Genomic DNA, 19,617 nt, shown 5'->3' on the forward strand with positions numbered 1-19,617 from the left:
GCGGCATGGATGCCGCGACCAAGCCCCCATGGACGGGTTTACGGCGTCCCCCTCAACCGGACCCACCCCGCCATCCCACGGAATGCCCGCCGTTGACGTTGAAGTTGACGTTGAGCAGGTGCAGGGCTGCAAGCCCTGCCAGCACATCCACAATCCTCACGACACTGAATCGAAAACCGGTTTCGGCACGCCACTTGCACCTGTTCCAGCGAACACCCCCATCCCTGTTTCTGGAACCGTTGCAGATGTCCCACTCCGTCACTTCGATCCTTTCCCAGATCCGCTCCTATCAGACCCAGATGGGACAGCCGGCGGCGCTCAACCCGCTGGCCGAAGCGCCGCGCAGCAATGCCCTGCCCGGCTCGATCCTGGATGCATCGCAGGTCCAGCCCGCCAGCTTCACCGAGACCCTGCGCGGTGCCATCGCCGGCGTCAACGACGCCCAGCAGAAGTCCGGCGCCCTGGCCAAGGCTTTCGAACTGGGCGAACCCGGCGCCGACCTGGCCAAGGTGATGGTCGCCTCGCAGCAGTCCCAGATCGCCTTCCGCGCCACCGTGGAAGTCCGCAACCGTCTCGTCCAGGCTTACCAGGACGTGATGAACATGCCGCTGTAAGGAACATTGACGCATGGCACTGACGCTCTCCAAGGAAACCCTGAACGCCGAAAAGGCCGGGCAGTGGTTCGACCGCCTGCAGAGTCTGCAGATCACCCGCCGCCTCGGCCTGATGGCGATGATCTCGGTGGCGGTGGCGGCAGGCCTGTTCGTGTTCTTCTGGTCGCAGAAGCCCGGCATGGTCCCGCTGTACACCGGCCTGGACCAGAAGGCGACCGCCGAAGCCACCGACCTGCTGCGTGCGGCACAGATTCCGTTCGAGCTGGACCCGGCCACCGGTGGCATCACCGTGCCGGAAAAGAACCTCCACGATGCGCGCCTAAAGCTGGCCGGTTCCGGCCTGACCGACAGCGGCAAGCTCGGCTTCGAGCTGATGGAACGTGACCCCGGCTTCGGCGTCAGCCAGTTCGTCGAAAGTGCGCGCTACCAGCACGCGCTAGAAACCGAACTGTCGCGCACCATCAACACCCTGCGCCCGGTGCGCGATTCGCGCGTGCACCTGGCCATTCCCAAGCCCAGCGCCTTCACCCGCCAGCGTGACGTGGCCAGTGCATCGGTCACCCTGGAACTGCGTGGCGGCCAGCAGCTGGAGCGCAGCCAGGTCGATGCCATCGTGCACATGGTGGCCGCCGCCATTCCTGATCTTGCGCCGGAACGGGTGACCATCGTCGACCAGAGCGGCCGCATGCTCAGCGTCAGCGATCCGAACAGCGAAGCGGCGGTCAACGCCGCCCAGTTCGAGCAGGTGCGCCGCCAGGAAACCTCGTTCAACCAGCGCATCCGCGAGCTGCTGGAACCGATGACCGGCCCCGGCCGCGTCAACCCGGAAGTCAGCGTGGACATGGACTTCTCGGTGACCGAGGAAGCCCGCGAACTCTACAACGGTGAACCGCAGAAGCTGCGCAGCGAGCAGATGAGCGAGAACACCACCAGCACCCCGGGTCCGCAGGGCGTGCCGGGGGCGACGAGCAACAGCCCGCCGGGCCAGCAGGCCGCACCGCCGACCGCGCAGACCCCGACCGAAAGCAGCAAGAACGCGACCCGCAACTACGAGCTGGACCGTACCCTGCAGCACACCCGTCAGCCGGCTGGCCGCATCAAGCGCGTCTCGGTGGCGGTGCTGGTGGACAACGTGCCGCGCGCCGGTGCCAACGGCAAGGTCACCCCGCAGCCGCTGGCGGCCGCTGAACTGACCCGCGTCGAGGCGCTGGTGAAGCAGGCGGTGGGCTTCAACGCCGAGCGTGGCGACACCGTGTCGGTGATGAACGCGCCGTTCGTGCGCGACACCACCCCGGTGGAAGGCCCCGCCTGGTGGGAACTGCCGTGGGTGTTCGACGCCGGTCGCATGGTGCTGGGCGCGGTGGTGGTGCTGGCGCTGCTGTTCGGCGTGCTGCGCCCTGCCCTGCGCGGCATCACCGGGCAGAACAGGAAGAACGAGAACACCGAGCTGGAACCGCACACCGCAGACGTACAGCTGGTGGATGACGATGGCACACCGCTGCCGGCGCTGGGCGCAGACCGCGTCAGCCTGGCCGGTGCGGATCCCCTGGCCCTGCCGGTGGATTCTTATGAGGAACGACTGCGGATGGCGCGTGAAGCCGTGAAGACCGATTCCAAGCGCGTGGCCCAGGTGGTCAAGGGCTGGGTGGCCAATGACTGACGTGCAACTGACCGGCGTGCAGCGCGCTGCCGTGCTGCTGCTGTCGCTGGGTGAACTGGACGCGGCCGAAGTGCTGCGCCACATGGAACCCAAGGAAGTGCAGAAGATCGGCATCGCCATGGCGACCATGACTGACATCACCCGGGAGCAGGTGGGCCGGGTCATGGACCAGTTCAACCAGGAACTGGGCTCGAAGACCTCGCTGGGCGTGGGCTCGGACGACTACATCCGCAACATGCTGATCCAGGCGCTGGGCACCGAGAAGGCCAGCGGCCTGATCGACCGCATCCTGCTGGGCCGCAACACCACCGGCCTGGACGCGCTGAAGTGGATGGACCCGCGCGCCGTCGCCGACCTGGTGCGCAATGAGCACCCGCAGATCATCGCCATCGTGATGGCCCACCTGGAAACCGACCAGGCCGCCGACGCGCTGAAGCTGCTGCCCGACCGCACCCGCGTCGACGTGCTGCTGCGCATCGCCACCCTGGACGGCATTCCGCCGAACGCGCTGAATGAACTGAACGAGATCATGGAGCGCCAGTTCGCCGGCAACCAGAACCTGAAGTCGTCCAACATCGGCGGCGTGCAGTGCGCGGCCAACATCCTCAACTTCATGGAAAGCGGCCAGGACCAGGCCATCCTGGGCGAGATCGCGCGCATCGATGCGCCGCTCAGCGGCCGCATCCAGGACCTGATGTTCGTCTTCGACGACCTGGTGGACCTGGACGACCGCGAGATGCAGCTGGTGCTGCGCGAAGTCAGCGGCGAACGCCTGGGCCTGGCCCTGCGCGGCGCCGACATCAAGGTGCGCGACAAGATCACCCGCAACATGTCGCAGCGTGCGGCCGAGATCCTGCTGGAAGACATGGAAGCCCGCGGCCCGGTGCGCCTGTCCGACGTGGAAGGCGCGCAGCGCGAGATCCTGGCCATCGTCAAGCGCATGGCCGATGAGGGCACCGTCACCATCGGTGGCAGCGCGGAGGCCATGCTGTGAGCAATGTCGTGCGCTGGCTTGCCCCCGACCTGCTGGCCCAGCCGCAAGCGCCGCTGGAGCAGGAAGATGTCTTTGGACTCACCGAACCGGACCCCGAGCACGAGCCGGAACCGGTGCTGCAGCTGCCGACCCTGGAGGAAATCCAGGCGATCCAGGACAGCGCCGAGAAGGAAGGCTTCCAGCACGGCCACGCCGATGGCTACGGCCAGGGCCAGGCCGAGGTACGCCGCCTGGTCGCACAGATGGAAGGCATCCTTGATAACTTCAGCCGGCCGCTGGCACGGCTGGAGAACGAGGTGGTCGGCGCGCTGGGCGAACTGGCGGTACGCATCGCCGGCGCCCTGGTCGGCCGCGCTTACGAGGCCGACCCGGCCCTGCTGGCGCAGCTGGTGGGTGAAGCGGTGGATGCGGTCGGCGGCAGCACGCGCGAAGTGGAAGTGCGCCTGCACCCGGACGACATCGCCGCGCTCGCACCGCTGATAACCCTCACCCCGACCCAGCGCCTGGTGCCCGATACCAGCCTGAGCCGCGGCGACCTGCGCGTGCACGCCGAAGCGGTGCGCATCGACGGCGCCCTGGAAGCACGCCTGCGTGGCGCACTCGATGCGGTGATCCGCCAGACCGGAGCCACGCCATGACTCCCGAACCGAACCTGCCCCCGCCGTCGACCGACTGGGCCGTGGCCCGCAACCTGCGCCTGGCCCGCCGCCTGGATGGCCTGCGCGTGGATACCACGCACGGCCGCGGGCTGATCCGTGAGGGCGTGCTGCGCCGCGCGGTCGGCCTGACCCTGGAAGCCGTGGGCTGCGAGGCGCCGCTGGGTGCCAGCTGCAAGGTGGAAGTGGTCGATGGCGGTTGGGTCGACGCCGAAGTGGTCGGCTTCGCCGGTGAACGCACCTACCTGATGCCCAGCGCCGAGCTGCATGGTCTGCTGCCCAACGCACGCGTGGTGCCGTCTGCGCGCCGTGGCGGCGTGGAAGTGGGCGAAGGCCTGCTCGGTCGGGTGATCGACAGCGATGGCGTGCCGCTGGATGGCAAGGGCCCGATCCGTGCTGAAGGCCACGTCGGCATGGCCGGTGTCTCGATCAACCCGCTCGCGCGCGAGCCGATCACCCAGCCTCTGGACGTCGGCGTGCGTGCCATCAACGCCCTGCTGCCGATCGGCCGCGGCCAGCGTGTCGGCCTGTTCGCAGGTTCCGGTGTCGGTAAATCGACGCTGCTGGGGATGATGACCCGCTACACCGCCGCCGACGTGATCGTCGTCGGCCTGATTGGTGAACGTGGCCGCGAAGTCCGTGATTTCGTCGAGACCACGCTGGGCGAGGAAGGGCTGCGCCGTGCGGTGGTGGTGGCCAGTCCGGCCGACCGACCGCCGCTGGCACGCCTGCACGGCGCCTACCGCGCCACCGCCATCGCCGAGTGGTTCCGCGACCAGGGCCTGAACGTGCTGCTGCTGATGGATTCGCTGACCCGCTTCGCCCAGGCGCAGCGCGAGATCGGCCTGTCGGTGGGCGAACCGCCGACCACCCGCGGCTACCCGCCGTCGGTGTTCGCCAAGCTGCCGGCGCTGGTCGAACGCGCCGGCAACGGTGCCAAGGGGCGCGGCTCGATCACCGCCTTCTACACCGTGCTGACCGAGGGCGATGACCCGCAGGACCCGATCGCCGATGCGGCGCGCGCCATCCTCGACGGCCACATCCTGCTGTCGCGCCGGGTGGCGGACAGCGGCCTGTACCCGGCCATCGACGTTGAATCGTCGGTCAGCCGCGTGGTCACGGAAATCGCCGACGAACCGTGGCGCCTGCGCATCCGCAAGCTCAAGCGCCTGGTCTCGGCCTATTCCTCCAACCGCGACCTCATCGCGATCGGTGCGTACCAGCGCGGCAACGATGCCGCCACCGACGAAGCCCTGGAACGCTGGCCGGAAATCATGGAGTTTCTCGGCCAGGACGTGGCCAAGGCCGCTGATCTTCCGCACAGCCAGGCGGCGCTGCAGCGCCTGGTGGATTAAGAGAGCCGAACCATGACACAGTCCAAGCGCATCGATCCCCTGCTGAAGCGCGCCCAGGAACACGAAGACGCCGTGGCCCGCGACCTGGCCGAGCGCCAGCGCGTGCTCGATACCCACCTCTCGCGCCTGGACGAGCTTCGCCGCTACGCCGAGGAGTATGCGAACGCGCAGATGGCTGCGACCAGCCCGGCCCAGCTGCTCAACCGCCGCGCCTTCCTCGACCGCCTCGACAGCGCGGTGGAACAGCAGCAGGCCACGGTGAACGGCAACCGCGAGAAGGTGGAAGCCGAACGCGCGCGCCTGATCCTGGCCAGCCGCGACAAGGCCGTGCTGGAACAGCTGGCCGCAAGCTACCGCGCCCAGGAAAAGGTGGTGACCGACCGCCGCGACCAGCGCGAGATGGATGACATCGGCGCCCGCCGCGCACGCCTGGCGCAGACGGCGGAACCGGACGGCGGCGAGCAGGGAGGCCGCACGTGATGCCCTCCGCACTGTCCAGCAGCATCGGCACCGCCAGCAGCACCGGCAGCACCGCCAGCCCCGCGCGCAGCACCGGCAGCGGCAAGGATTTCGGGCGGATGCTGCAGGGCCCGCCCGCGGCCGACACCCAAGCGAAGCCTGCCAGCAACGCGCCCCCGGCCAAGCCGGGCGCCTCGCCAGGCAGTGCATCACCCAACCCGGACGACAGCGCGGACAAGGCCTGGACCAGCGGCAAGGACAGCGAGGCCAGCACGACCGAGGCAACCGCCTCGAACGCACCCTCCTCCACTGCCGCGCAGGACAAGGACGCGGACAAGGACGACAGCGCCGACGGCGACGATGCGCCGTGGCCGCCGCTCGGTCTGGCCGGGCTGGTACTGGCCACGCCCGTGCCGGCCGAAGCCGCCGCCACCGCGCCAGTGGTGAACACCGATGGCGCCGATGCGGCACTGCCGTCGGCTGCTCCGGCGCTTCCCACCGCACCGCCGCTGGCCGCCGGTGCAGCCGTGACCACCGCAGCGACTGCCGCAGCGGCCGACAGCGATGGCGACATCGTCACCCAGCCGCTGCCGGACATGATCCTCGGCCAGCAGGCGCTGGATGGCGCCGACGACAGCGACGGCCTGCTGATCGGCGATCGCCCCCCGATAGTCCCGTTGCAGGGCGCATTGCCCGCCGCGCTGCAGGACCTGAAGGCCGCGCTGGCCAGCACGCCGGTCTTCGACGGCGAACCGACGCCCACCCCGACCCTGGGTGACGACGGCTTCGACCAGGCGGTCGGCGCACGCCTCGGCTGGCTGGCCGACCAGAAGATCGGCCACGCCCACATCCGCCTGAACCCGGAAGACCTGGGTCCGGTGGACGTGCGCCTGCAGATGAATGGCGACAAGGTCCACGCCAGCTTCAGCAGCCCGCACGTGGATGTGCGCCATGCGCTGGAAAGCAGCCTGCCGCGCCTGCGTGAACTGCTGGGCGAACAGGGCTTCCAGCTGGCCCATGCCGATGTCGGCCACCAGAACAGCGGCGACGGCAGTCCGTCGGCGCAGCCCGGCGGCATGGGCGACCTGGGCGGCGGCGACGGAGAACCGTCGCGGGGCGACACCACGATGTCGGCTGCACAGCTGATGCGCCAGCGCGGGCTGCTGGACGCCTACGCGTAAACCCTAGCGCCGGGCCCTGCCCGGCGGTTTTACGCACCGACGGAATTCTGTCGCACCCTTCTCCTCGCGCTGCGGCACGCCCCTTGCATATCCCGGTGAAGCAACCCTCAGGAGCTTCACCTCGTGGCCGCAGCCGCTGACAAAACCAAGAAGACCGCCGACAAGGACAAGGCCGCCAAGCCGCGCAGTCCGCTGTTGATCACCGCCCTGGTGGCCGTGCTGGCCGCAGGTGCCGCCGGTGGTGGCGTCTGGTTCTTCAACCAGTCCAAGCACGAAGACAAGACCGCCGAGGCCCCGAAGAAGGGTGCCGTGCCGGCCCCGGCGCAGTACTTCGCGCTGGACCCGGCCTTCGTGGTCAACCTCAACGGTTCGATGGACGGCCCGCGCTACCTGCAGGTGGAAGTGCAGCTGATGACCCGCGATCCGGCCGCGCTGGAAGCGATCAAGACCCACGCCCCGGCCATCCGTGCACGCCTGCTGATGTTGTTCTCGCAGGTCACCTCCGACCAGATCGCCGACATCGCCGGCAAGCAGAAGCTGCAGGCCAGTTCGCTGGCCGAAGTGCAGAAGGTGCTCAAGGCCGAGACCGGCAGCAACGGTGCCGACGATCTGCTGTTCACCAGCTTCGTGACCCAGTAAGGGCTGCCCCCGATGAATGACCTGCTGTCCCAGGATGAGATCGATGCCCTGCTCCATGGCGTGGACAGTGGCGCGGTCGAAACCGAACCGGAGGCGCCCAGTGGCGAGGCCCGTTCGTACGATTTTGCCAGCCAGGACCGGATCATCCGCGGTCGCATGCCCACCCTGGAAATGGTCCACGAGCGTTTCGCGCGCCTGTGGCGGATCGGCCTGTTCAACCTGATCCGGCGCTCGGCCGAACTCTCGGTGCGTGGCATCGAGCTGATCAAGTTCAACGACTACATGCACTCGCTGTATGTGCCGACCAACCTGAACCTGATCCGCTTCAAGCCGCTGCGGGGCACCGGCCTGATCGTCTTCGAGCCGACCCTGGTATTCGCCATCGTCGACAACTTCTTCGGCGGTGACGGGCGCTACCCGACCCGCATCGAAGGCCGCGAGTTCACCGCTACCGAAATGCGGGTGATCCAGCTGCTGCTGAAGCAGACCTTCGCCGACCTGCGCGAGGCCTGGGCGCCGGTGATGGAAGTGGATTTCGAATACATCAATTCGGAAATCAACCCGCACTTCGCCAACATCGTGACGCCGCGCGAATACGTGGTGGTGTGCCGCCTGCACGTCGAACTCGACGGTGGTGGCGGCGATATCCACGTCACCCTGCCGTACTCGATGCTGGAGCCGATCCGCGAACTGCTCGACGCCGGCATCCAGAGCGACCGCAATGATCGCGATGCCAGCTGGGGCGTGATGCTGCGCGAGCAGCTCAACATCGCCGAAGTGACCCTGTCCAGCGTGCTGGCCAGCAAGCGCATGACCCTGCGTGACCTGACCCGGCTGAAGGTCGGCGACATCCTGCCGATCGAGCTGAACCCGCAGGTGCCGCTGTGCGTGGAGAACATCCCGGTGTTCACCGGCGAGTTCGGCGTCGCCAACGGCATGAACGCCGTGAAGATCACCGCTACCCATCCGCCGGGCACCCGCCCGCGCGTACCCGTCATCCAGGAAGACCCGCAATGAACGATATCGACACCCTCGAACCGACCCCGGCCCAGTTCGGCAACCTGGAGGCCGACGAGTCGATCGGCCCGGACCTGAACCTGGACGTGATCCTCGACGTGCCGGTGACCCTGTCGCTGGAAGTCGGCCGTGCCCGCCTGCCGATCCGCAACCTGCTGCAGCTCAACCAGGGCTCGGTGGTGGAACTGGAACGCGGCGCCGGCGAATCGTTGGATGTGTTCGTCAACGGCACCCTGATCGCCCATGGCGAAGTGGTGGTCATCAACGATCGCTTCGGCGTGCGCCTGACCGATGTGGTCAGCCCGAGCGAGCGGATCCGGAGACTGCGTTGAGCCTGCTGCTCGCCACCGCCCAGGCTGCTGCGAACACCACCCCGCAGATCGGCCAGCATGCGGCCAGTGCACCGAGCTTGTTCGGCGCGGTGCTGGCGCTGCTGGCGGTGCTCGCGCTGGTGGTCGGCCTCGGCTGGCTGCTCAAGCGCATGCCGGGCAGCGGCTTCCGCCCGCCGGAAGGCATGAAGCTGGTGGCCAGCCTGAATGTTGGCGCCAAGGAGCGCGTGGTGGTGGTCGAGGTCAATGGCCAGCAGCTGCTGCTGGGCGTGACCGCCGGCAGCATCCATACGCTGCATACCCTTTCCGAACCGCTGCCGCCGCCCGCGCCGCCGCGCGTGCCGGACTTCAAGAACCTGCCGAATTTCGCCCAGCTGCTGCAACATCGGCTGCGCAAGGACCCCTGACATGCGTGTCGCCCGTACCCGTCCCGCCACCGTTCTGTCGTGGCTGCTGTTGATCGCCCTGTGCCTGCTGCCCGTGCTGGCGTTTGCCGCGCCCGGTGCGCCGGCCGCGCTTCCGGACGTCAACGTCGGCAAGATCGGCGGCCAGCCGGTCAGCCTGCCGTTGCAGACCCTGCTGCTGATGACGGCGATCACTCTGATCCCGTCGATGCTGCTGGTGCTGACCTCGTTCACCCGCATCATCATCGTGCTGGGCCTGCTGCGGCAGGCGCTGGGCACCGGGCAGACGCCGTCCAACCAGGTGCTGCTGGGCCTGGCCCTGTTCCTGACCGCGATGATCATGATGCCGACCTGGGACAAGGCGTGGAGCACGGGCATGGCGCCCTACCTCAACGGCGAGATCGACTTCCAGACCGCGTGGACGCTGACCACGCAGCCGCTGCGCGGCTTCATGCTGGCGCAGATCCGCGAGACCGACCTGATGACCTTCGCCGGCATCGCCGGCCACGGCACGTACGCCAGTCCCGACGCGATCCCGTTCCCGGTGCTGGTGGCCTCGTTCGTCACCAGCGAACTGAAGACCGCTTTCGAGATCGGCTTCCTGATCTTCATCCCGTTCGTGATCATCGATCTGGTCGTGGCCAGCGTGCTGATGTCGATGGGCATGATGATGCTGTCGCCAATGCTGGTGTCGGCGCCGTTCAAGATCCTGCTGTTCGTGCTGGTCGATGGCTGGGTGCTGACGGTGGGTACGTTGGCGGCCAGCTTCAATCCGGCGTGAATCAATCCGGCGTGAATGAAACACGCCCCGTCGGGCATGGCCCGGCGCTACCGATGGAACAACGATGTCTCCCGAACTTGCCTTGACCGAACTGCGTGGCGGCCTGATCACCGTGTTGTGGGTGGCCGGCCCGCTGCTGCTCACCGTGCTGGTGGTAGGCGTGGTGGTGGGCGTTGTGCAGGCCGCGACCCAGCTCAACGAGCCGACCATCGCCTTCGTTGCCAAAGCCGCTGCGTTGACGGCCGTGCTGTTCGCGCTGGGCAGCCTGCTGATCGGCCACCTGGTCGAATTCACCACGCTGCTGTTCCAGCGCATTCCACACCTGATCGGCTAGGAAACACGCGCTGATGGATGCCGCCACCCAGATGGCTGCCGACGGCCTGCAGGCCTTCAGCATGATCGCCACGGTGCTGTGGACGATGCTGCGCATCGGCGCTGTGGCGATGGCCATGCCCATGATCGGCACCCGCGCGGTGCCGCAGCGGATCCGCGTGATCCTGGCCGGCACCCTGTCCATCGCCCTCGCCCCGCTGCTGCCGCCGGTACCGGAATGGACCGGCTTCGATGCCGCCACCGTGCTGACCATCGCCCGTGAACTCGCCATCGGCGTGTCCATCGGCTTCATGCTGCGGTTGATCTTCGAGGCCGGCGCCATGGCCGGCGAACTGGTCGCGCAGGGCACCGGCCTGGCCTTCGCGCAGATGAGCGATCCGCTGCGCGGCGGCACCTCCGGCGTCATCGGCCAGTGGTTCTACCTGCTGTTCGGCCTGCTGTTCTTCACCGCCAACGGCCACCTGGCGTTGATCTCGCTGGTGGTGGACAGCTACCGCGCGCTGCCGATCGGTGCGCCCCTGCCCGACCCGAACGCCTTCTTCAGCATCGCCCCGACCCTGTTGCTGACCGCCCTGCGCGGCGCCCTCACCCTTGCCATCCCGTTGACGGTGGCGATGCTGGCGGTGAACCTCGCCTTCGGCGTGCTGGCGCGTGCAGCGCCCGCAATGAACCCGATCCAGCTGGGCCTGCCGGTCTCGCTGCTGCTGGGCCTGTTCCTGCTGGCCCTGCTGATGGGTGAGATGGGCCCGCCGGTGCAGCGCCTGTTCGACGCCGCCTTCGAAGCGGCGGGTGCCGTCACCCGGTGACGCGCACTTGTAGAGCCGAGCCCACGCTCGGCTCTACCCATCCCACCTTGCCACGAGCGCTTTTGTAGAGCCGAGCCCATGCTCGGCTGCCTTTGGCCCAAGCAGGAAGCCGAGCATAGGCTCGGCTCTACCCCTCCCCCATCCGTTCGCGTTAGAGTGAATGGGCGGTGCCCAGGGGGACACCGCACCTGGCAGCCGCCGTGCGGGCCGCCTGCCTCATCCATGCCCCAACGTAGTTTTTCCGTCGACAGGATGGTCCGGGAGAAAGACGAATGCTGGTAGGCACGTACAACCCGTGGTTGGTAGCCGTTTCGCTGCTGGTCGCAGTGATGGCGTCGTACACCGCGCTGGCCATGGCCGGCCGCACGGTTACCGCGCCCGGCAAAGGCGCCACCTGGTGGTGGCGGCTGGGCGGCGGTTTTGCCATGGGCCTGGGCATCTGGTCCATGCACTTCATCGGCATGCTCGCCTTCGACCTGCCCATCCCGCTGGGCTACGACCTGCCGATCACCCTGCTCTCACTGGGCATGGCCATCGCTGCCTCGGTGTTCGCGCTGTGGCTGGTTTCGCTGCGCACCCTGCCACACCCGCGCTTGGCCGGTGGCGCGGTGCTGATGGGCACGGGCATCGCCGGCATGCACTACGTCGGCATGGCCGCGATGCGCATGAACCCGGGTATCGACTACGACCCGGTCTGGCTGGCGCTGTCGCTGCTGGTCGCAGTAGCTGCCTCATGGGTCGCCCTGTACGTCGCCTTCCGGCTGCGCGCGCAGCACACCCGCAGCATTGATCGACTGGCGGCCGCCGGCCTGCTCGGCCTGGCCATCGTCGGCATGCACTACACCGGCATGGCCGCCGCGCGCTTTCCGGAAGGCAGCGTCTGCGGTGCGGCCGTGGGCGATGGCCTGCAGAGCACCTGGCTGGCGATGCTGGTGGTGGTGCTTACCGTGGCGATCCTGGCGGTGGTGCTGGTGGTGTCCTGGATGGACCAGCGAGTGGAGGCGCAGCTGCTGCGCCTGCGCAACTCGATGCTGAGCACCTCGCTGACCGATGCCCAGCAGGAGCTCACCCAGGCCGCGCTGCATGACCCGCTCACCCGCCTGCCGAACCGGCTGCTGCTGCAGCGGGGCATCGTGCAGGCGCTGGCCGAGGCCGAACAGGGCGGCAGCCGCTTCGCGGTGATGTTCATGGACCTGGATGGCTTCAAGCAGGTCAATGATGCCTATGGCCACCAGGCCGGCGATGCGCTGCTGGTGGCGGTGGCCGAGCGCACGCGGCAGCTGCTGCGGCCCAACGACCTGCTGGCCCGGCTGGGCGGCGATGAGTTCGTGCTGGTGGTGCGCATCGAACACGACGAGGATCTGCCGACCCTGGCCCAGCGCATCCTGCAGGCGGTGGGCAGCGTCCCGCTGCTGCCCGACAGCGAACTGCAGGTGACCGCCAGCATCGGCGTAGCGATCTGCCCGGACCACGCCGCCAGCGAACGGCAGCTGATGGCCTTTGCCGATGCGGCGATGTACCAGGCGAAGGAATCCGGCCGCAACGCCTTTGTGATGTTCGCCGACTGGATGAACGACAGCGCCGAGCAGCAGTTCCGCCTGCTGGCCGACCTGCGCAAAGCGATCCGCAGCGACCAGCTGTTCCTGCACTTCCAGCCAAAGATCCAGGTGGCCACGCAGAAGGTGGCCGGTGCCGAGGCGCTGATCCGCTGGCGCCATCCCGAGCACGGGTTGATCCCGCCGGACCGCTTCATCCGCCTGGCAGAGCGCAGTGGCGCCATCAACGAGATCGGCCGCTGGGCGCTGGACCAGGCCTGCGCCCAGCTGCGCCGCTGGCACGACGCCGGCCATGAGGGCTGGTCGATGTCGGTCAACCTGTCGCCGGTGCAGTTCGGCTCGCCGCACCTGCTGCAGGATGTGACCGAAGTGCTCGAGCGCCATCGCATCACCCCGCGCCAGCTGGTGCTGGAGATCACCGAAAGCACGGTGATGCGCGATACCGACACCAGCCTGCGCCTGCTGCAGGCGCTGTCGGCCCTGGGCGTGGGCATTTCCATCGATGATTTCGGCACCGGCTATTCCAGCCTGCTGTACCTGAAGCGTCTGCCGGCCACCGAGATCAAGATCGACCACGCCTTCGTGCGCGACCTGGAACATAGTGCCGAGGACGTGGTGATCGTCTCGGCCATCGTGGCCCTGGGCCACGCGCTGGACATGGACATCGTGGCCGAGGGCGTGGAAACCGCCGCCCAGCGGGCCTACCTGGAACGACTGGGCTGCGACTATCTGCAGGGCTTCCTGCTGGGCCGCCCGGTGGATGCGGCGCGCTTCATGCAGCTGCACGACCTGCCGCGGCCACGCATCGAACTGGCGCCGGCTCAACCGGCGCCCCCCGCTCCCGACTGATGACTGACCCGTGACAACGCTGTTGACCAGAAGACCTCATCGCGTGGACGGCGATCAGGGCCCCGTACAGGGCCAGCAGCAGCCGCCTATTTCACCCGCAGGTTGATGGATATCTGCTGCCGCACAAATCGCGCGGTTGAAGTCTCGTCGATGATCGTCTGCTCCAGCGGGCGGCCCTTGGCGTCCAGCAGCGTCACCGCGAACATGTCGTACCCTTCTGTGCTGGCGGCAGCATCACGTGCAACGCGCAAAAGATAGGGCGCTGACAACGGCGTTCCCAAAAGATTGAACGCCTGGTTCTCCTTGACCTCGACAATCACGGAACTGTTGCGGGCCTGCACGTGCGGATCCAGTGAGTCCACCTTGACCAGAAAATCCAGTGCGCCGGCTGCCCCCGCTGACCTGGCCTTTGCAGCCCTCTTCGTCACAGGCTCGGCGGTTGCGGCGCTTGCGGCACCTACACCACCCACCAACAATGCCGCTGCACCCATTGGCGCCAACCTGAGCAGTTGACGACGACGATCATCAAATTTCTCCATGAGTCATTTCTCCAGAAAGTGGCTTAATCGAATACCGGAACATCTTCGACGTAGCAGATATGGCGATTGGTACAGCCCCGGTTGTTCGTGCCGGTGCAGTCGGTCGTATTCGTGCAACTGACGTTGCAGCTCGGATTGGAACACCCGCTATTGGCCAGGGGACTGATGAGCCCTTCCTTGCGTTGCAACGACTGCGCCGCCTCGTCATTGATGCTCACGGCACCAGACGGCGTAACCGCAATATCTGAAGGATCAATGCTATCGATCACCGGGTATCTCCTTTACGCTGGCAGAGTCGAAAGAGGGCAGGAAAGCGTCCGGGCATCCATCGTTCGATAGCCCTCGAACCATCGCTGCAACTGCTGCTGGTCCAGATCGAGCGTTCCGTCATCGAGCAGCCGGCCGACATCATTGCGCGGATCATTGAGCGCCACAGTGCACTTCCCGATACGGCCGTCGGCACGCACCAGCAGTGAGTTGGGCCTGGCGGCATAGCAGATGTAGTCACCCAGACTGGCTTCGGAAGTCGCTTTCGGAGGCTCACCAACGTCCTGGGCACCGGTTATGTACGCCAGTACCTGCTGGTATCTGGCAAATCCCAGTTCTGTCTGCGGAATTCCTTTCTCACCACTGAGATTTGATACGCGGTGAAAGAACACCTGGTAGCGATCATCACCACCGAATGCCTGCTGCACTTTGCCATACAGCCTGCGTACCGATTCAATGTTCTCGGAATGCACGTGGAGGCGAAGCGTGATTCGAAAGTTCTGCTGCAGTCCCTGCATGTCCACCAGATTCTTCCAGATGACATCGAACGTACCGGACTTGTTCGCCAGAAGCCGGGTTCTGTCATGCCACTCCGCGTCGCCGTCCAGGGTTATCTGGTAATTGTTGTGCCTGATGGCGACAAGATCGTCGAACAATCCCCTCTGCAACGTATAGGCGTTGGTGGTCAGTGCCCCGTGGAACTGGATGCCACTTGATTTGCACAGCCCATGCGCGAATCCACCGATCTCGCGAACCACACCTTCGGCCAGCAGAGGCTCGCCACCGAACCAGGACAACGTGAAGTCGTCAATATCACGGACCCTGACCTCGATGAGTTTCTTTATCCCGTCGATGGTCCTTCGCTTCATCCTGCCGATCTGGAAATCTTCGTAGCAATAGGTACACCGGAAGTTGCACTTCTCGGTAGGCAGTACGATCAGCTCGAACCGCCTGTTGGACAACGCACCCGCCAAGGAGGCTTCACTTACCATGGGTGAAATCCTCCTATTCGAAGATGGGGTGCTCGGTTGTGAGGTTGCAGCTTCCAATGTTCTTGGAGCCACCACAGGCGCCGCTGTTGGTGCAGTCGATATTGGTACCCCTGCACGATCCCTGATTCGTGCACAGGTCGTTGGCACCCCCGGCTTTGACGAGGGTGCCGATATTTTCAGCCAACCCGCTCGCGTACAGGTCCTGATGACGGACCATGCCCTGCTTCGACACAGAAATGGTCGAAGGATCAATCCCTTGAACTGCCATGGCTACATTTCCTCGCTGGAAGAACGTTGCTTGTTCCAGCAATACAGGTGACACAAAAGAGATCATTATCGGCGCGTTGGTTTTATGTCAACACCATCTCGCTGTTGGGATTTTCTTACACCATGGCCCGCAGCACCGCAGTGGCGTGGCCACCCGGCGCCGCGGATGTCAGGCCGATGACGGCTGACCGGAAGCGCCGCCCCGCCGTCACGGAACAGTTCTTGCACGCACCCCGGCAACCCCAGCCGCAGTGCCCGTGATGTCCGAGAACGAAGACGCAGGCGAAAAAACCGAACAGCCAACCGAAAAACGCCTGCGTGAGGCCCGTGAGCAGGGCAACATCCCGCGTTCGAAGGAACTGGCGACCGTGGCCGTGTTCGGCACCGGCATCATCGCCATCATGGCCAGCAGCGCCTCGCTGGGCGCTGGTGGCAGGGCGTGGATGCGCGCCGCACTCAGCCCCGAGCCGGCCCTGTGGCAGAACCCGCAGCTGCTGTTCGGGCACTTCGGCATTTTGTTCCTGCGCCTGATGATGGCCTGTTGGCCGTTGTTGCTGGTCTGCATCCTGGCCAGTTTCCTGGCGCCCGTGGTGATGGGCGGCCTGCGCTGGTCGAACAAGTCGCTGATGCCCGACCCCAGTCGCCTCAGTCCGCTGTCCGGACTGAAGCGCATGTGGGGCGCCGAAGCCGTCGCCGAGCTCATCAAATCACTGCTGCGCATGGGGTTTGTCGGTGCCTCGGCCACCCTGGTGTTCGCCGCCAGCTTCGACAGCCTGCGCGGCCTGCTCAACCAGCCACTGGAGTCGGCCGTCGCCCATGGCTTGGGCTTCACCCTCAAGCTGCTGCTGGCTGCCGCCGGGGCGATGCTGGTGCTCGCCGCCATCGATGCCCCGTACCAGCGCTGGAACTGGACGCGCAAGCTGAAGATGACCCGCGAGGAACTGCGCCGGGAAATGAAGGAAAGCGAGGGCAGCCCGGAAGTGAAGGGCCGCATCCGCCATATGCAGCAGCAGCTGGCCAACCGCCGGATGATGGAAGCGGTGCCCACCGCCGACGTGGTGGTGGTCAACCCCACCCACTACGCGGTCGCCCTGAAGTACGAGGGCGGCAGCATGGGAGCCCCCACGGTGGTCGCTCTGGGCGTGGACGAAACTGCCCTGCGCATCCGTGAAGTGGCCGACGGCAACAAGGTTGCGATCGTCTCTGCCCCGCCTTTGGCACGCGCCTTGTATCGGGAGGGGCAACTCGGAAAGGAAATTCCCGTGAGACTGTACTCCGCCGTCGCCCAGGTGCTGTCCTACGTCTACCAGCTGCGCAGCTGGCGGACCGGCCCGATGCCGTCCGTCCCGCATGTGGACGTGGATGAATTCGGCAAGGGAGGCCGCGCGTGAACGCCCAGGCTTCCGGCTTCAACACCCGCCGCGCCCTGGAGATGATCCGCCAGGGCCTTGGCGCGCCGCTGATCGTGCTGGCCCTGCTGGCCATGGTCGTGGTGCCGCTGGCCGCGCCGGTGCTCGATGCACTGTTCACCTTCAACATCGCCATCTCGCTGATGGTGCTGCTGGCGGTCGTCTACGTGAAGCGGCCGCTGGACTTCACGATCTTCCCGATCGTGCTGCTGGTCACCACCATGCTGCGGCTGGCGCTGAACGTGGCCTCCACCCGCGTCATCCTGCTGCACGGCCAGAACGGCCACGAGGCGGCCGGCAAGGTCATCGCCGCCTTCGGTGAATTCGTCATCGGCGGCAACTACGCAGTCGGCATCGTGGTCTTCGCCATCCTGACCATCATCAACTTCGTGGTCATCACCAAGGGCGCCGGGCGCGTCTCGGAAGTGACCGCGCGCTTCATCCTCGACGCCATGCCCGGCAAGCAGATGGCCATCGACGCCGACCTGAACGCCGGTTTGCTGACGCGTGAAGAAGCCAAGGCCCGTCGTGAAGAGGTTCGCGAGGAAGCCGACTTCTACGGTGCGATGGACGGCGCCAGCAAGTTCATCCGCGGCGACGCCATCGCCGGCATCCTGATCCTGTTCATCAACATGCTCGGTGGCCTGGCCGTGGGCGTGCTGCAGCATGGCATGCCGTTCGGCGATGCCGCCGCCACCTACACTCTGCTGTCAATCGGTGACGGCCTGGTGGCGCAGCTGCCAGCCCTGCTGATCTCCAGCGCCGTGGCGATGCTGGTCACCCGCGCCTCGCGCTCGCAGGACATGGCCCAGGCCATGACCGGCCAGGTGTTTGGCCAGTACCGCGCCCTGGCGATCACCGCCGGCATCCTCGGCCTGGTCGGCCTGGTGCCGGGCATGCCCAACGTCGCTTTCCTGACGCTGGCCGCGATCCTCGGCTTCATTGCCTGGAAGCTGTACCGCAAGAGCCAGGCACCGGCGGCCGATCCGGCCGCGGCCGCCGCTGAAGCCGGCCCGTTGAATGCCCTCGGCCGCCCGGCCGCCGCGCCAACCGCCGAGCTGAGCTGGGACGAACTGCGCCCGGTCGATCCGCTGGGCCTGGAAGTGGGTTACCGGCTGATCCCGCTGGTGGATGCCAACCAGGGCGGCGAGCTGATGGCGCGCATCAAGGGCGTGCGCCGCAAGCTGACCCAGGACGTGGGCTTCCTGATCCCGTCCGTGCACATCCGCGACAACCTGGAACTGCCGGCCAACGGCTACCGGGTGCTGGTGCATGGCGTGCCGGTAGCTACCGCCGATATCCACCCCGACCGCGAACTGGCGCTGGACCCGGGCAGCGCGCTGGGCCCGCTGGAGGGCATCGCCGGCAAGGACCCCGCATTTGGCCTGGATGCCACCTGGATCCAGCCGCACCAGCGCGCCCAGGCCGAGACCATGGGCTACACCGTGGTCGACCCGGCCACCGTGGTCGCCACCCATCTGTCGCACCTGATCCGCGAGCACGCGCCGGAACTGCTGGGCCACGAAGAAGTGCAGCACCTGCTGGCCAACCTGGGCAAGACCGCGCCCAAGCTCGTCGAAGATCTGACGCCGAAGGCGCTGCCGCTGTCGGCGGTGGTGCGCGTGCTGCAGAACCTGCTGGTCGAGCGCATTCCGATCCGCCAGCTGCGCAAGATCGCCGAAGCGCTGGTCGAGCACGCCCCCATGAGCCAGGACCCGGCCACGCTGACCGCTGCGGTGCGCACCGCGCTGGGCCGTTTCATCGTGCAGGAGATCGCCGGAATGTCGGCGGAGCTGCCGGTGTTCACCCTCAACCCGCAATTGGAACGTGTCTTGCAGGAGTCCACGCAGGGCAACGGCGCCGCGCTGGAACCCGGACTCGCAGAGCGACTGCACCAGAGCCTGGCCGAATGTGTCAGCAAGCAGGAAGCGCGAAACGAGCCGGCGGTCGTGCTGGTACCGGGCCCGGTGCGTGCCGCGCTGGCCCGCCTGGTCCGCCACAGCGTTCCGTCGCTCTCGGTCTTGGCCTACAGCGAGGTGCCGGAAGACAAGCGCCTGAAACTGGTCGGAACGATCAGCTGACGCCCGCCCTCCACGCGCCAGAAAACAGACACCACTTTCAAACCGCAGTACACGACAGATTCCAAGGGGAACCCGAACCGTGCAGACCACCGACCACCCGCGTTCCTCGACCGCCACTCCGCCGACTTCGTCCCGTGACCACAGCATGAAAATCAAACGATTCGTCGCCGCCGACATGCGCTCGGCCATGAACCTGGTGCGCAAGGAACATGGACCCGACGCCGTGATCCTGTCCAACCGCCGGATCGAGGAAGGCGTGGAGATCGTCGCCGCCGCCCATTACGACGAGAGCGCCGTGCAGCGGGCACTGGAAGCCTCGCGCCGCGAGATCGCCCCGCCGCCGCCGAAGCCGCGCACCGCCGCCGACGCAGTGATCGCCGCGGTGACCCGCCGCCGCACCCCGACCCCGGCCGCCGAACCGGTGGCCGC

21 protein-coding genes and 1 pseudogene are annotated in these 19,617 nt (G+C 66.8%); 19 read left to right on the forward strand and 3 right to left on the reverse strand.

Annotated elements, in window-relative coordinates:
- Positions 1-245 precede the first annotated feature (245 nt).
- From fliE to NQ204_RS18470, 15 genes are all read left to right on the forward strand, one after another.
- The gene (gene fliE, locus NQ204_RS18400) at positions 246-614 is read left to right on the forward strand and encodes a flagellar hook-basal body complex protein FliE (protein ID WP_256644599.1); all 369 of its coding nucleotides are present in this window, start codon (positions 246-248) and stop codon (positions 612-614) included.
- 13 nt (positions 615-627) lie between these two features.
- Positions 628-2,274 carry a flagellar basal-body MS-ring/collar protein FliF gene (fliF, locus tag NQ204_RS18405; RefSeq protein ID WP_256644600.1) on the forward strand — a complete coding sequence of 549 codons (1,647 nt, stop codon included), beginning with the start codon at positions 628-630 and terminating at the stop codon, positions 2,272-2,274.
- A 7-nt stretch (positions 2,275-2,281) separates the two neighbouring features.
- Positions 2,282-3,268 (forward strand): flagellar motor switch protein FliG, encoded by a 987-nt coding sequence (gene fliG / locus NQ204_RS18410; RefSeq protein WP_108770676.1) that lies wholly within the window; start codon positions 2,282-2,284, stop codon positions 3,266-3,268.
- Entirely contained in the window at positions 3,265-3,906 is a 642-nt protein-coding gene (locus NQ204_RS18415; RefSeq protein WP_488192380.1) for a FliH/SctL family protein, read from the forward strand. The genes fliG and NQ204_RS18415 overlap by 4 nt, the downstream gene beginning before the upstream one ends.
- Positions 3,903-5,279, forward strand: a complete 1,377-nt coding sequence (locus NQ204_RS18420) for a FliI/YscN family ATPase (RefSeq protein WP_256644601.1) — start codon at positions 3,903-3,905, stop codon at positions 5,277-5,279. The genes NQ204_RS18415 and NQ204_RS18420 overlap by 4 nt, the downstream gene beginning before the upstream one ends.
- Positions 5,280-5,291: 12 nt before the next feature.
- Entirely contained in the window at positions 5,292-5,759 is a 468-nt protein-coding gene (gene fliJ, locus NQ204_RS18425; RefSeq protein WP_108768798.1) for a flagellar export protein FliJ, read from the forward strand.
- Positions 5,759-6,919, forward strand: coding sequence for a flagellar hook-length control protein FliK (locus tag NQ204_RS18430; protein WP_256644602.1), 1,161 nt, complete (start codon positions 5,759-5,761; stop codon positions 6,917-6,919). Before fliJ ends, NQ204_RS18430 begins: the two co-directional genes overlap by 1 nt.
- Positions 6,920-7,042: 123 nt before the next feature.
- Entirely contained in the window at positions 7,043-7,558 is a 516-nt protein-coding gene (locus NQ204_RS18435) for a flagellar basal body-associated FliL family protein (protein WP_116864686.1), read from the forward strand.
- Positions 7,559-7,570: 12 nt separating this feature from the next.
- Positions 7,571-8,575, forward strand: a complete 1,005-nt coding sequence (fliM, locus tag NQ204_RS18440; protein WP_108759997.1) for a flagellar motor switch protein FliM — start codon at positions 7,571-7,573, stop codon at positions 8,573-8,575.
- Positions 8,572-8,907 carry a flagellar motor switch protein FliN gene (gene fliN, locus NQ204_RS18445; RefSeq protein WP_256644603.1) on the forward strand — a complete coding sequence of 112 codons (336 nt, stop codon included), beginning with the start codon at positions 8,572-8,574 and terminating at the stop codon, positions 8,905-8,907. Before fliM ends, fliN begins: the two co-directional genes overlap by 4 nt.
- Entirely contained in the window at positions 8,904-9,311 is a 408-nt protein-coding gene (fliO, locus tag NQ204_RS18450) for a flagellar biosynthetic protein FliO (protein ID WP_256644604.1), read from the forward strand. Before fliN ends, fliO begins: the two co-directional genes overlap by 4 nt.
- Position 9,312: 1 nt before the next feature.
- Complete coding sequence (fliP, locus tag NQ204_RS18455; protein WP_116864683.1) at positions 9,313-10,089, forward strand: flagellar type III secretion system pore protein FliP; 777 nt, start codon at positions 9,313-9,315, stop codon at positions 10,087-10,089.
- Between the two features lie 64 nt (positions 10,090-10,153).
- Positions 10,154-10,423 (forward strand): flagellar biosynthetic protein FliQ, encoded by a 270-nt coding sequence (locus tag NQ204_RS18460; protein WP_005413254.1) that lies wholly within the window; start codon positions 10,154-10,156, stop codon positions 10,421-10,423.
- Positions 10,424-10,436: 13 nt separating this feature from the next.
- The gene (gene fliR / locus NQ204_RS18465; RefSeq protein WP_256644605.1) at positions 10,437-11,228 is read left to right on the forward strand and encodes a flagellar biosynthetic protein FliR; all 792 of its coding nucleotides are present in this window, start codon (positions 10,437-10,439) and stop codon (positions 11,226-11,228) included.
- 272 nt (positions 11,229-11,500) lie between these two features.
- The gene (locus NQ204_RS18470; RefSeq protein ID WP_256644606.1) at positions 11,501-13,633 is read left to right on the forward strand and encodes a putative bifunctional diguanylate cyclase/phosphodiesterase; all 2,133 of its coding nucleotides are present in this window, start codon (positions 11,501-11,503) and stop codon (positions 13,631-13,633) included.
- An 86-nt stretch (positions 13,634-13,719) separates the two neighbouring features.
- Here NQ204_RS18470 and NQ204_RS18475 read toward each other — a convergent pair whose 3' ends face one another.
- From NQ204_RS18475 to NQ204_RS18485, 3 genes are read right to left on the reverse strand one after another with little or no spacing between them, the layout of a single operon-like run.
- The gene (locus tag NQ204_RS18475; protein ID WP_256644607.1) at positions 13,720-14,172 is read right to left on the reverse strand and encodes a hypothetical protein; all 453 of its coding nucleotides are present in this window, start codon (positions 14,170-14,172) and stop codon (positions 13,720-13,722) included.
- A gap of 23 nt (positions 14,173-14,195) precedes the next feature.
- Positions 14,196-14,441, reverse strand: coding sequence for a hypothetical protein (locus tag NQ204_RS18480; RefSeq protein ID WP_133249435.1), 246 nt, complete (start codon positions 14,439-14,441; stop codon positions 14,196-14,198).
- Positions 14,442-14,453: 12 nt separating this feature from the next.
- Complete coding sequence (locus NQ204_RS18485) at positions 14,454-15,431, reverse strand: radical SAM protein (protein WP_256644608.1); 978 nt, start codon at positions 15,429-15,431, stop codon at positions 14,454-14,456.
- Here NQ204_RS18485 and NQ204_RS18490 point away from each other — a divergent pair.
- The 4 genes and pseudogenes from NQ204_RS18490 to NQ204_RS18505 all read left to right on the forward strand — a co-directional run.
- Entirely contained in the window at positions 15,430-15,750 is a 321-nt protein-coding gene (locus NQ204_RS18490; protein WP_256644609.1) for a hypothetical protein, read from the forward strand. The genes NQ204_RS18485 and NQ204_RS18490 overlap by 2 nt on opposite strands.
- 208 nt (positions 15,751-15,958) lie before the next feature.
- The gene (gene flhB / locus NQ204_RS18495) at positions 15,959-17,089 is read left to right on the forward strand and encodes a flagellar biosynthesis protein FlhB (RefSeq protein WP_256644610.1); all 1,131 of its coding nucleotides are present in this window, start codon (positions 15,959-15,961) and stop codon (positions 17,087-17,089) included.
- 41 nt (positions 17,090-17,130) lie between these two features.
- The gene (flhA, locus tag NQ204_RS18500; RefSeq protein WP_207776494.1) at positions 17,131-19,188 is read left to right on the forward strand and encodes a flagellar biosynthesis protein FlhA; all 2,058 of its coding nucleotides are present in this window, start codon (positions 17,131-17,133) and stop codon (positions 19,186-19,188) included.
- A gap of 145 nt (positions 19,189-19,333) precedes the next feature.
- A pseudogene (locus tag NQ204_RS18505) lies at positions 19,334-19,617 on the forward strand (flagellar biosynthesis protein FlhF); the annotation flags it as partial.

Origin of the sequence: Stenotrophomonas testudinis, from assembly GCF_024499815.1 — a bacterium.
Taxonomy (GTDB): domain Bacteria; phylum Pseudomonadota; class Gammaproteobacteria; order Xanthomonadales; family Xanthomonadaceae; genus Stenotrophomonas.

Coding starts and splice junctions, on each gene's coding strand:
- fliE (WP_256644599.1), top strand. CDS start 246: ATGTCCCACTCCGTCACTTCGATCCTTTCCCAGATCCGCTCCTATCAG.
- fliF (WP_256644600.1), top strand. CDS start 628: ATGGCACTGACGCTCTCCAAGGAAACCCTGAACGCCGAAAAGGCCGGG.
- NQ204_RS18420 (WP_256644601.1), top strand. CDS start 3,903: ATGACTCCCGAACCGAACCTGCCCCCGCCGTCGACCGACTGGGCCGTG.
- fliJ (WP_108768798.1), top strand. CDS start 5,292: ATGACACAGTCCAAGCGCATCGATCCCCTGCTGAAGCGCGCCCAGGAA.
- NQ204_RS18430 (WP_256644602.1), top strand. CDS start 5,759: ATGCCCTCCGCACTGTCCAGCAGCATCGGCACCGCCAGCAGCACCGGC.
- fliM (WP_108759997.1), top strand. CDS start 7,571: ATGAATGACCTGCTGTCCCAGGATGAGATCGATGCCCTGCTCCATGGC.
- fliN (WP_256644603.1), top strand. CDS start 8,572: ATGAACGATATCGACACCCTCGAACCGACCCCGGCCCAGTTCGGCAAC.
- fliP (WP_116864683.1), top strand. CDS start 9,313: ATGCGTGTCGCCCGTACCCGTCCCGCCACCGTTCTGTCGTGGCTGCTG.
- NQ204_RS18460 (WP_005413254.1), top strand. CDS start 10,154: ATGTCTCCCGAACTTGCCTTGACCGAACTGCGTGGCGGCCTGATCACC.
- fliR (WP_256644605.1), top strand. CDS start 10,437: ATGGATGCCGCCACCCAGATGGCTGCCGACGGCCTGCAGGCCTTCAGC.
- NQ204_RS18470 (WP_256644606.1), top strand. CDS start 11,501: ATGCTGGTAGGCACGTACAACCCGTGGTTGGTAGCCGTTTCGCTGCTG.
- NQ204_RS18475 (WP_256644607.1), bottom strand. CDS start 14,172: ATGGAGAAATTTGATGATCGTCGTCGTCAACTGCTCAGGTTGGCGCCA.
- NQ204_RS18490 (WP_256644609.1), top strand. CDS start 15,430: ATGGGTGAAATCCTCCTATTCGAAGATGGGGTGCTCGGTTGTGAGGTT.
- NQ204_RS18485 (WP_256644608.1), bottom strand. CDS start 15,431: ATGGTAAGTGAAGCCTCCTTGGCGGGTGCGTTGTCCAACAGGCGGTTC.
- flhB (WP_256644610.1), top strand. CDS start 15,959: ATGTCCGAGAACGAAGACGCAGGCGAAAAAACCGAACAGCCAACCGAA.
- flhA (WP_207776494.1), top strand. CDS start 17,131: ATGATCCGCCAGGGCCTTGGCGCGCCGCTGATCGTGCTGGCCCTGCTG.